The organism is Actinotalea sp. JY-7885 (assembly GCF_014525465.1).
GTDB lineage: Bacteria > Actinomycetota > Actinomycetes > Actinomycetales > Cellulomonadaceae > Actinotalea.
The window spans coordinates 1-11,582 of sequence record NZ_JACEXH010000109.1 but is presented as its reverse complement, the minus strand read 5'-3'; the positions used below and the strand labels follow the sequence as shown (position 1 = coordinate 11,582).

Genomic DNA, 11,582 nt, shown 5'->3' with positions numbered 1-11,582 from the left:
CTGGGCCGCGGGCCGGACCGTGCCCGCCGCCTGAGGTCGGCGCCGGCCGCCGCGCCGGCGGCCCGCTCGCACGGGTGAATCGGGCGGCCGCCCCTCCCCGGGTGGTGCGCTCCTGCCCTAGCGTGTGCGCCGACCCGTGCCGTCGGCGCGGCGTCGTCGACCGTCCGACCCTGGAGGCCCCGTGCTGCGCGCGCTGCCGTACATCGTGGAGTTCGCGCTGCTGGTGTTCTGCCTCATCGACTGCATCCAGACGCCCGAGGGCTCGGCGCGCAACCTCGGGAAGACGGCGTGGATCTTCGTCATCATCCTCATCCCGATCGCCGGAGCGGTCGCCTGGCTGGTCGCGGGGCGCCCGGCGAAGCAGCGCCCGTCGAGCGCCGTTCCGTGGCCGTCGACGGCGACCGCCGGCTTCCCCGAGTACGAGCGCCCGGCGCGGCCGCGCGGGCCCGACGACGACCCCGAGTTCCTCGCGTCGGTCGAGCGCCGCGAGCGCGCGGAGCACGAGAAGCTGCTCGCCGAGTGGGAGGCGCAGCTGCGCGAGCGCGAGCAGCGGCTCGGGTCCGTCGAGTCCGCGCCCGGTCCCGACGACACGACCGAGCCCGACCCCAGGCGCGAGGACTGAGCGCACCGCGCCGGAGCGCAGGTCGCCCCTGGGCGCCGTCGGTGCCGTCCCCTAGCGTGGCGCCATGACCGCCCGCCGCCCGCTGCTGCTGCTCGACACCGCCTCGCTCTACTTCCGGGCGTTCTACGGCGTGCCGGACTCGGTGAAGGCGCCGGACGGCACCCCCGTCAACGCCGTGCGCGGCCTGGTCGACATGATCGCCCGGCTCGTCACGGCCCGGCGCCCGGACCGGCTGGTCGCGTGCTGGGACGACGACTGGCGGCCGGCGTTCCGGGTCGAGGCGATCCCGAGCTACAAGGCGCATCGCGTCGCCGAGGGCGACCGTGAGGAGGTCCCCGACCTGCTCACGGCGCAGATCCCGGTGATCGTCGAGGTGCTCGAGGCGTTCGGCATCGCGCGCGTCGGAGCGCCGGGCTTCGAGGCCGACGACGTCATCGGGACCCTGACCGAGCGCGAGGCGTCCCGGCCGGCGGGCGAGCGCGCCCCGGTCGAGGTGGTCACGGGGGACCGCGACCTGTTCCAGCTCGTCGACGACGCGCGGGGCGTGCGCGTGCTCTACACGGCCCGCGGCATCACCGACCTCGACGTCGTCGACCAGGCGCGCCTGGCCGAGCGGTACGACGTCGCGGACGGGCAGGCCTACGCCGACCTCGCGGTCCTGCGCGGTGACGCGAGCGACGGCCTGCCCGGCGTCGCCGGCATCGGAGAGAAGACGGGAGCGGCGCTGCTGCGCCGCTACGGCACGCTGGCGGGTGTCCTGGCGGCGCTCGAGGCGCACGACGCCGGCCTCACGCCCGCGCAGCGGCGCCGCCTGACCGAAGGGCTGCCCTACCTCGCCGTCGCCCCGGGCGTGGTCAACGTGGCGCGGGACGCGCCAGTGGCTGACGCCGACGACGCCCTGCCGCGCACCCCCGCAGACCCCGAGCGCCTGGTCGAGCTCGCCACGCGGTGGGGGCTGACGTCGAGCGTCGCCCGGCTCGTCGACGCGCTCGCGGCCGACTGACGGGCCGTCAGCTGCTGGTCTGCGGCGCCGGCGGGCCCTCGCTGGACTGGACGATGACGAAGCCCTGACCCTCGAACGCGAGCTGGAACGCCTCGCCCGACCCGCGCCCGATGAACGCGCCGGCTGTCATCGAGCTCTTCACGCTGGTGCGCAGGCCGGTGGACCACGCGACCGCGGACTGCGCGTCCGCGAAGGTCGGCGCGTCGACCGTGAGCACGACGGGCGGGCCGAACGACGTGATGGCGAGCTGGCCGTGGCCGGTGAACACGGTGTTGAACAGGCCGCCCGCCATCATCGAGGCACCCTCGACCCGGCGGATGTCCCACTGGAGCGTCGGGTCGAACGCGAGCACGTTGCGCCCGTTGACCGTCACGGAGTCGCCCTCGAGTGTCAGCACGTGGATCTCGGAGGCGTCGTCGGCCAGGAAGAGGTCACCGCGCCCGGTCACGCGCATGAGCGGGACACCCTCGCCCGTGAACGCCTTCTTGAGCAGCTTCCCGACCCCGCCGGCGCCCTGGTACGCAAAGTCCATCTGCCCCTGGTAGGCGACCATCGCGCCCTGGCGGGCCATCACCTCGCCGTCGAGCCGGACGCGGAGCATCTTGGGGTTCTGCAGGCCGAAGCGCTCCTCGCTGACCTGCTCGAGGTGGGTGCCGAAGATCTGGCTGCGCACGTGTGGTCCTCCTGTCGCGGGCCCCCGCGGGCCGAGGCCCCAGCCTCGCAGACACGGCGGCGCGGGAGGGCCTCTAGCCTGCGGCGAGCCCGGTCCGGAGCACGTCGAGCACGTCCGGCAGCAGCAGCGCCACGCCGCCGGCGGCCGCGGCGACCGTCACGGCCAGGAGGATCCCCACCCAGATCCCGGCGGGCACGCGCGTGAGCCGTGCGAGCTGGTCGGGGTCGGACGTCCGTGGGCCCGTGCGCCGGCTCGCCACGAGCTCGAGCACCGCGCGCGGCGCTCCCAGGAGCAGGAACCACGTCAGGGTCAGCGCGACGGCGAACTGCAGGGCGGGCTCGAGCCACCACGTGACCGCCACGACGCCCGCGCCGCACACCAGCACGACCCACAGCCCGAAGAGGTTGCGGATCTGGAGCAGCAGGAGGGTCAGCAGGAGCAGGACCGACCACAGCAGCGCGACGGCGCGGCCGGTCGAGAGCAGGGCGGCCGCCGCGAGTCCCACGAGCGCCGGCCCGGTGTAGCCGGCGAGCAGGGTCACGACCATGCCGGGGCCGCGCGGCCGCCCGCGCGAGACCGTGAGGCCTGACGTGTCCGAGTGCAGGCGGATGCCGGTGAGCCGGCGGCCGCTGACCACCGCGGCGATCGCGTGCCCGCCCTCGTGCGCGACGGTGACGACGTGCCGCGTGACGCGCCAGAGCCACGGCACCAGCACGAGCAGCAGGGCGAGCGCCGCCGTGGCGGCCACGACGCGGGCGGACGGCAGCGGCTGGGTGGCAAGGATCCGGTCCCAGAGCTCGGCGATCACTGCGTCATCGTGCCAGCCCGCCGGGGCCGCGCCGTCGCCCGGGCGCGAGCCGGCCGCGGTGCGCGGTCAGCCGTGGGCCGGGGCGCGGGTCCCGAGCAGGACGCCGGCCTCGTCGCCCGGCAGGGCGCTCGCGTAGAGCCAGCCCTGGGCGTTGGCGCAGCCCATGGCGCGCAGCCGCTCCTCCTGGTCGGGGGTCTCGACGCCCTCCGCGACGACCTCCAGGCCGAGCACCCGGCCCATGGCCACGATGACCCCGACGAGCTCGCTCGTCCGGTCGTCCACGCCGAGCTGCGCGACGAAGGACTGATCGATCTTGAGCGCGTCGACGGGGAACCCCCGCAGCGCGTTGAGCGAGGAGTGCCCGGTGCCGAAGTCGTCGATGTGCAGCCGCACGCCGGCGGCCCGCAGGTCGGACATGATCGCCCGCGCGGCCTCCGGGTCGGACATGAGCACCGACTCCGTGATCTCCAGCACCAGCGACGACGCCGGGACGCCGTGCCGCTCGATGGCGTCGGTCACGGTGCGCAGCAGCCGGTCCGACCAGAACTCCCGGTGGGACAGGTTCACGGACACGCTGACCGGGCCGCCGTGCTCCGTCAGCCACCGGGCGACCTGCGCCGCGACGGCGTCCAGGATCCACTGGCCGAGCGTGACGATGGTGCCGCTCTCGGCCATGACCGGCAGGAAGTCGCCGGGCAGCATGATCCCGCGCGTCGGGTGGTCCCACCGGACGAGCGCCTCGAACCGCGTCAGCCGCGAGCCGTCGAGGGCGACGACCGGCTGGTAGTGGACGACGAACTGCTGCTCCTGCAACGCCGTGCGCAGCTCCGCCTGGGCGTGGAGGCGTCCGGTCGCGCGCGAGTGCATCGACGGGTGGAACACGCTGGAGGTGCCCCGCTCCGCCTCCTTCGCGTGGTACATCGCGATGTCGGCGTCGCGCAGCACGTCCTCCGCGACCACGTAGCCGGTGTCGGACGTCGCGATGCCGACGCTCGCCGTGACGGCGACCTCCTGCCCGGCGAGCACGACGGGCACCGCGATGCGCCGCTGCAGCCGCTCCACCACGGAGAGCACGGCGTCGTGATCCAGGTCGTACAGCAGCAGCGCGAACTCGTCGCCGCCGAAGCGCGCCGCCGTGTCGACCGAGCGCAGGTCGTCCCGCAGGCGACCGCCCACCTCGGCGAGGAGCTGGTCGCCGACGAGGTGGCCGAGCGAGTCGTTGATCAGCTTGAAGCCGTCCAGGTCGAGGAACACGACGGCGAAGCGCGTGGTCGGGCGCCGGCGCGCCTGGTCGACCGCCCACGTGAGCCGGTCGAGGAACAGGCGGCGGTTGGGGAGCCCGGTGACGGTGTCGTAGAGCGCGGCCTGGCGCAGCTGGTCCTCGAGCTCACGCCGCGGGTGGATGTCCGCCAGGGAGCCCACCACGCGCCGTGCCGTGCCGTCGGGCCCGCTCTCCGGCAGCGCGCGGCACACGACCCAGCGGTGGGAGCCGTCGGGCCGCACGATGCGGTGCTCGACCTCGAACGGCAGGCACTCGACGAGCGCGCGCCGCAGCTCGGCCCGGACGCTCGCGAGGTCGTCGGGGTGCACCGCGCCGAGCCACGGCGCCATCTCGTCCGGGTCGGCACCGCCGCAGGACGGGGCGGCTGTGGTCCGGTCGTGCGTGCTGCCGAGCAGGTCCTGGCAGCGTGAGGACCAGAAGCACTCGCCGGTCTCGACGTCCCAGTCCCACAGCCCGTCGTGCGTCGCGCCGACGGCGAGGGAGTACCGCTCCTCGCTGCGGCGCACGTCCTCGAGCAGCGCCTCCTGCTTGAGCGCGACGCCGAGCAGGGCGGCCCAGTGGTTGTAGCGGGCGCGGCCCGTGCCGGCGGTGGCGTCGACCGGCCCGATCACCGTCAGCATCCCGTGGTCCCCGCTCGCGCCGCGGACGGGCAGCACGAAGGTGACCTCGTCGCGACCGGCGTCCGCGAGGTCGACGAGCGCCCGCGGCGGGAAGTCCTCGACGCGCAGGTGCTCCGGGAGCGGTGCCGTGAGCAGCCCGGCCGGGTCGAAGACGCCGGCCGTGCGCAGCCTGCCGTCGCCGGGCGGCCCGTCCCAGAGCCCGAGGACGCCCACGCTCGCGGAGGCCTGGCTGAGCCAGCGCAGGTCGCTCGGGTCGGTGCCCACGCGACCGAGCAGCTCCATGCTGACCTCGTACTGCTCGACGAGCGAGCGCGACAGGCGCGTCGTCAGGTCCAGGCCGCTGGCGGCCTGGAGGTGGGACAGCGCCACGCTCAGCCGCACCATGCAGTGGGCGACGAGCTCGTGCGCGGCGCCCACGTCGGACCACGCGAGGTCCAGACCGCGTGCCATCTCGTGGAGCCGGCCGATCGCGGTCTCGGTGAACGCCTCGACGGTCTCGGGCGACGGCGCGGTCGGGTACAGGTCCTGCACGAGCCGTTCGAGCAGGGCGTCCAGCTCGTCGCGGTCCACGTCGGTGCGGATCCGCCGGGGGGCCCGCGCCGGCTCCCCCCCGAGCAGCTCGGTGACCCGCGCCGCGAACGTGGCCCCGTCCGCCCGGCCGCGATCGGACGAGCCGACGGCGCCCGAGCCGCACCCGCACGAGCGCCGCGGGCGGAACGACGACGCCACGAGGTGCAGCGCGTGCGGCACCTCCTGCCCGCCCAGCTCCGCGAGCAGCAGCCGGGCGGCCGTGGCGCCCAGCTCGACGATGTGCTGGTCGACGGTCGCGAGCGGCGGGTTGCTGTGCCACCCGGCCTCGATGTCGTCGAAGCCGACGACCGCGAGGTCCTGCGGCACGCGCACGCCGCGCCGTGCGAGCTCCTCGACGAGGCCGAGCGCGATCCGGTCGGTGGAGGTCACGGCGGCGGTCACCCCGTGGGCCTCCCGCGCGGCGAGGAACGCGTCCACGGCCCGGCGCCCGCCGGTCTCCACGTGGTCCTGCGTCGGGACGAAGAGCTCGTCGCGGGCGGGCAGGTCGTGCTCGGCCAGGGCGTCGCGGTAGGCCGTGAAGCGCTCGCGCATGTCGGGCTGGGCCACGTTCCCGACGAAGGCGATCGAGCGGTGGCCGTGCGCCACGAGGTGCGCGACGGCGGCCCGCACGCCCGCGCCGTTGTCGGGGCAGACGCGGGCCGCGTCCACGTCGAGGTCGTTGCTGACCACGACGACGGGCTTGCCGGCGGCCCGGAGGCGGTGGACGAAGTCGGCTCGGGTCGCCTCCGCGACCGTGACGAAGCCGTCGAGGTGCTCCCAGCCGACGGGCGTGCGGACGTCCGGCGCGGGGATGAGCTCGTCGCCCGAGCGACCGGCGTCGAGCGTCTGGATCAGGACGACGTGCCCGCCCGCGGCGGCGACCTCACGGACGACGCCGGCGAGCACCTCGCCGAAGTAGAAGCCCCCGGTGACGGGGGACAGCACGCCGATGCGGGTCATGCCCCTCGCCATCGGCGCAGGGGGGCGTCTCGCAAGGAACCGGGCAGAACGTCACCCGGATGCTCACACGGGCGCGAGCCTCCGGCCGAGCAGCCGGCCGGCCTCGTCGCCCGGGACGGCCCGGCCGAAGAGCCAGCCCTGCGCGTGGCGGCAGCCGAGCGCCCGCAGGCGCTCGGCCTGCTCCGGGGTCTCGACGCACTCGGCGACGACGTCGAGGCCGAGCACCTGCCCGATCTCCAGGATCACGCGGACGAGCTCGGCGGTCGGCGGGTCGTCCATCTCCCGGATGAACGAGCCGTCGATCTTCAGCGCGTCGACGGGGAAGTGGCGCAGCGCGTGCAGCGACGACTGCCCGGTGCCGAAGTCGTCCACGTGCAGGGTGACACCGACCGCGTGCAGCTCGTCCATCACGCGCCGCGCCTCGTCCGGGTCGGTCATGATCACCGACTCGGTGATCTCCAGCACCAGGCGCGAGGCGGGCACCCCGTGCCGCTCGAGGGCGCGCCGCACCCGGCCCGGCAGGTCCGCCGACCAGAACTCGGCGTGGGACAGGTTGACCGCCACCGACGCGCTCGCGGTGTGCTCGCGTCCCCAGGCGGCGAGCCGGGCGCACACGTCGTCGAGCACCTGCTCGGCCAGCGCGGTCACCGCCGGTTGGTCCACCAGGGCCGGCAGGAACTCGCCCGGCAGCAGGAGGCCGCGCTCCGGGTGCTGCCAGCGCACCAGCGCCTCGAAGTGGCACGCGACGCCGTCCGCCAGGCGCACGACGGGCTGGTAGTGGACCACCAGCTGGCGCTCGGCCAGCGCGACCCGCAGCTCCGCGCGGGTCCGCAGTCGCTCGGTGGCGCGCGTGTGCATCTCCGGGTCGAAGAGGGCCGTCGTGCCGCGTTCGGCGGACTTCGCCTCGTACATCGCGATGTCGGCGTCCCGCAGGACGTGCTCCGGGTCCGTGTACGGGGTGTCCGACGTGGCGATGCCGATGCTGGCGGTCACGGCCACCTCGTGGCCGGCCAGGTCGACCGGCCGCGCCACCGCCTCGCGCGCCCGCCGCGCCACGGCGAGCACCTCCTCGGGCGTCGCCCCCGTGACCAGCACCGCGAACTCGTCGCCGCCCAGGCGCGCGGCCGTGTCGCACGTGCGCAGCTCGGTCCGGAGGCGCTCGGCGATGGCGGTCAGGAGCTGGTCGCCCACCAGGTGCCCCAGCGAGTCGTTGACCAGCTTGAACCCGTCGACGTCGAGGAACATCACGGCGAAGCGGTGGTCGGGGTCGCGCTGCCGCTGCTCGAGCGCGTGACGCAGGCGGCCCAGGAAGTGGCGCCGGTTGGGCAGCCCGGTGACCTCGTCGTACAGGGCCCCGAGCCGCAGCCGCTCCTCGAGGACCTTGCGCTCGTCGATGTCCGACAGGGAGCCGACGACGCGCCCCGCGGAGCCGTCCTGGCCGGGCATCGCGAGGGCCCGGTACAGGAGCCAGCGCTGCCGGCCGTCGTCGTCGATCGTGCGGTACTCGATCTCGACCGCCGTGCCGGGTGCGCGCCGCGCGGCCGCCGTCGCCTCCGCGAGCCGGACGACGTCGTCGGGGTGCACGTGCCGGCGCCAGCTCGCCACGTCCGAGGGGGCGTCCCCGCTCAGCCCGACCAGCTCGCGGGCGCGGGGGGACAGGTAGGTCCGCTCCTCCACGCCGTCGTACTCCCACAGGCCGTCCCGCGCGGCCTCGGCGACCAGCGCGTAGCGGCGCTCGTTGCTGCGCACGGCCGCCTGCAGCGCCTGCTGCTCGAGCGCGGACGCCAGCAGCGCGGACCAGTGGTGGAACGTCTCGCGTGCGGCCGCCGGGTCGATCTCGGCCACCAGTGCGAGCAGGCCCCACCGGCGCTCGCGCGTGCGGACCGGCAGGACGTGGCACACGAGGCGCTCCTGAGGGTCCGCGTCGCGGACCAGGGACGCGTGGGGGAAGCGCTCGACGGGCACCGTGGTGCCGACGCGCTCGCCGAGCCGCCCGGCGGGGTCGTGGACGCCCTCGACGCGCAGGTCGCCGGCGTCGTCCCAGGCCGCGAACACGGCGGCACGGACCCGGGTCCCGGCCAGCCAGTCGAGCGTGCGCGGGTCCGCCGCGGCGAGCAGCCCGACGTCCACGGCGTACTGCTCGTCCAGCATCTGCCCGACCTGGGCCGAGCGGCGCAGGAGCGCCACCGCCTGCACCTCGCGCAGCACGGCGAGGGTCAGGCCCGCGTGCTCGGGCCGGTGGGTCGCGCGGACGTACTCGTCGAGCGTGCGGGTGACGCGCCGCAGCGCGTCGTTGCGGCCCGTGGAGCGGAGCAGGGCGGCCCGCAGCGACTCGAGCACGTCGGGCGGGTCGCCGCCCGGTGACCGCAGCGTCGCCGGGTCCGTGCGCAGGAGTCGCTCGACGGCGTCGAGGAGCTCCTCGCCCACGGGTGCGACGGCGTCGTCGCGTCCGTCACGGCCGGTGACCAGGGCCTGGCGCAGCCGGTGGGCCGTGGCGTCGCGCGCGGCCCGCGGGTCGACCGCGACCCGAAGGCCGGGACGGCCCGCCACCGGGCCGACGCCGGGCCGGCACCCGCACGACCAGCGCACGACGAGGGTCGCCGGCGCCACGTGCGCGGTGGGCGGCACCTCCTCGCCGGCGACCATGCGCAGGGCCAGGCGCGCGGCGAGCGCACCCACCTCGTCGAACGGCTGGTCCACGGTCGTCAGCGCGGGGCTGGCGAAGCTCGCGGGCTCGATGTTGTCGAAGCCCGTGATCGCGAGGTCACCGGGGACCGCGACGCCCCCGGCGGTGACGGCCTCGAGGAAGGCGACCGCGTTGCGGTCCGTGCCCGACACGACGGCCGTGGGCCGGTCGTCGGCCGCGAGGAAGACCGCGGCCGCCGCCCGCCCACCGGCCTCCCCGTTGTCGGGCGCCACGAACAGGTGCCGGGGCGCGCTCGCCAGCCCGTGGTCCTCGAGCGTGCCCAGGAGCGTCTCGTAGCGCTCCGCCGTGTCGCGCTGCACCAGGTTGCCGACGAACCCGATGCGCGTGTGGCCGTGCGCCAGCAGGTGCTCGACGGCCGCGCGCGTGCCGCCCACGTTGTCGGCGACCGCGCTGGGAGCGGTGAGGTCGTCGAGGCGGGCGCTCGTCACCACGACGGGCAGCCCGTGCTCCTGGGCGCTCCGCAGGTAGGCCGCGCCCACGGCGTAGGTGACCGCGACGACGCCGTCGACCTCGTCCCAGCCGACCGGCACCGCGAAGTCCGGCGCCTCGCCCGGCTGGTCGCTCTCCAGGCCGGGCTCCAGGGTCTGCACGACGACGGCGCGTCCGCCCACGGCCGCCAGCTCGCGCGCGACACCCGTGAGCAGGCCGCCGAAGTAGTCCCCGCCCGTGCTGGGCGTCAGCACGAGGAGGGTCGGCGGGTGTGTCACTGCTGGCCTCCAGCGGTCCGTGCCGTCGAGCGGGACGGCCTCAGGGTGCCACCGGCGGCCCGAGACCGTGCGTGACCACGGCCCCAGCGCGTCGCCGGAAGAAGCCCGGTGCAGGCCGGAACAACGACGTAGGGCACACTGTTCACCGAGGAGCGTGCATCCTGCGCGCCTTCCGTCGTGGAGCACCGGTGGTGCCTGCCCCGTGGACGTCCGCGCCGTGACCCCGTCCGGCGCACGTCCCGCAGGTCACCATGACCGCCGCCGCGAGCCCCGACCCCCGATGCCTGAGAGGCAGTCCCCATCCCCATGAGCTTCACCTCCCTCGGCGTACCCGAGACCCTTGCCCGCTCCCTCGCCGAGCAGGGCATCACCGAGCCGTTCCCCATCCAGGTCGCGACGCTGCCCGACACGCTCGCCGGCCGCGACGTGCTGGGCCGCGGCCGGACCGGCTCCGGCAAGACCCTCGCCTTCAGCCTCCCGATGGTCGTGCGCCTCACCGGCGGACGGCGCGTCCCGGGCCGTCCGCGCGGCCTCGTCCTCGCCCCGACGCGCGAGCTCGCCACGCAGATCGCCGCGACGCTCGAGCCGCTCGCCGAGGCGGCCGGCCTCCGCGTCACGACGATCTTCGGCGGCGTGAGCCAGCACCGCCAGGAGGTCGCCCTCAAGGCCGGCGTCGACATCGTCGTCGCCTGTCCCGGCCGGCTGGAGGACCTGCTCAAGCAGAAGGTCCTCACGCTCGCCGACGTGCAGATCACGGTGCTCGACGAGGCCGACCACATGGCGGACCTCGGCTTCCTCCCGGGCGTCAAGCGCATCCTGTCGGCGACCCCCGCGAACGGCCAGCGCCTGCTGTTCTCGGCCACGCTCGACAACGGCGTGGACCGCCTCGTGGCCCAGTTCATGAACCGGCCGTCGTCGCACGCCGTGGACTCCGAGCAGTCGCCGGTCGCCGCGATGACGCACCACCTGTTCACGGTGGGTGACGCCGAGACCAAGCGTGCCGTCGTGCAGCACCTCGCGTCCGGCATGGGCCGCCGCCTGCTGTTCACGCGCACCAAGCACCAGGCCAAGAAGCTCGCCAAGCAGCTCACCGCGGCCGGCATCCCCGCCGTCGACCTGCACGGCAACCTCAGCCAGAACGCCCGCGAGCGCAACCTCGAGGCGTTCTCCACGGGCGGCGTGCGCGTGCTCGTCGCCACCGACATCGCGGCGCGCGGCATCCACGTCGACGACGTCGAGCTCGTCGTGCACGTCGACCCGCCGGCCGAGCACAAGGCGTACCTGCACCGCTCGGGCCGTACGGCCCGCGCGGGCTCGGGCGGCGACGTCGTCACGCTCGTCCTGCCGGAGGAGACCGGCGACGTGCGGACGCTCACGCGCCTGGCGAAGATCAACGCCCGCCCGACCCCGGTCCGCGTCGGCACCCCCGTGCTCGAGGCGCTCGTCGGGGAGGTCGCGGCGCTCGTGACGCCGGCCCCGCCGGTCCTCGAGCAGGCCCGCACCGGCGCCCCCCGCACGGGTGGGCGTGGCAGCCGGTCCAGCCGCTCCGGCACGTCCGGTGCTCCGCGGCCCGAGGCGGCCGGCACGGGTACCCGTGGTCGCCGCCGCGGCGCGCAGGGTGGGCAGGGCG

General features: G+C 75.5%; 7 protein-coding genes. 3 read left to right on the top strand and 4 right to left on the bottom strand.

From position 1 onward, the window contains the following. Positions 1-181 precede the first annotated feature (181 nt). Positions 182-622 (top strand): PLD nuclease N-terminal domain-containing protein, encoded by a 441-nt coding sequence (locus IDM29_RS10935; RefSeq protein WP_182112938.1) that lies wholly within the window; start codon positions 182-184, stop codon positions 620-622. Between the two features lie 64 nt (positions 623-686). Next, positions 687-1,625, top strand: coding sequence for a 5'-3' exonuclease (locus tag IDM29_RS10930; RefSeq protein ID WP_182112939.1), 939 nt, complete (start codon positions 687-689; stop codon positions 1,623-1,625). 7 nt (positions 1,626-1,632) lie between these two features. Here the strand turns inward: IDM29_RS10930 and IDM29_RS10925 are convergent, their stop codons facing one another. The 4 genes from IDM29_RS10925 to IDM29_RS10910 all read right to left on the bottom strand — a co-directional run bounded on the left by IDM29_RS10925 (position 1,633) and on the right by IDM29_RS10910 (position 9,952). Next, positions 1,633-2,298, bottom strand: coding sequence for an AIM24 family protein (locus IDM29_RS10925; RefSeq protein WP_220458006.1), 666 nt, complete (start codon positions 2,296-2,298; stop codon positions 1,633-1,635). A 73-nt stretch (positions 2,299-2,371) separates the two neighbouring features. Then, complete coding sequence (locus tag IDM29_RS10920) at positions 2,372-3,106, bottom strand: M50 family metallopeptidase (protein ID WP_220458007.1); 735 nt, start codon at positions 3,104-3,106, stop codon at positions 2,372-2,374. A gap of 66 nt (positions 3,107-3,172) precedes the next feature. Further along, entirely contained in the window at positions 3,173-6,538 is a 3,366-nt protein-coding gene (locus IDM29_RS10915; protein ID WP_182112940.1) for an EAL domain-containing protein, read from the bottom strand. Between the two features lie 63 nt (positions 6,539-6,601). Further along, positions 6,602-9,952, bottom strand: coding sequence for an EAL domain-containing protein (locus tag IDM29_RS10910; RefSeq protein ID WP_182112941.1), 3,351 nt, complete (start codon positions 9,950-9,952; stop codon positions 6,602-6,604). A gap of 306 nt (positions 9,953-10,258) precedes the next feature. Here IDM29_RS10910 and IDM29_RS10905 point away from each other — a divergent pair. Continuing rightward, positions 10,259-11,582 (top strand): DEAD/DEAH box helicase (locus IDM29_RS10905; protein ID WP_188037528.1); only part of this gene is annotated, 1,324 nt, incomplete at its 3' end.

What these genes read in the sequence shown, in the direction of transcription:
- IDM29_RS10930 (WP_182112939.1), top strand. Translation starts at nt 687, where the DNA reads ATGACCGCCCGCCGCCCGCTGCTGCTGCTCGACACCGCCTCGCTCTAC.
- IDM29_RS10915 (WP_182112940.1), bottom strand. Translation starts at nt 6,538, where the DNA reads ATGACCCGCATCGGCGTGCTGTCCCCCGTCACCGGGGGCTTCTACTTC.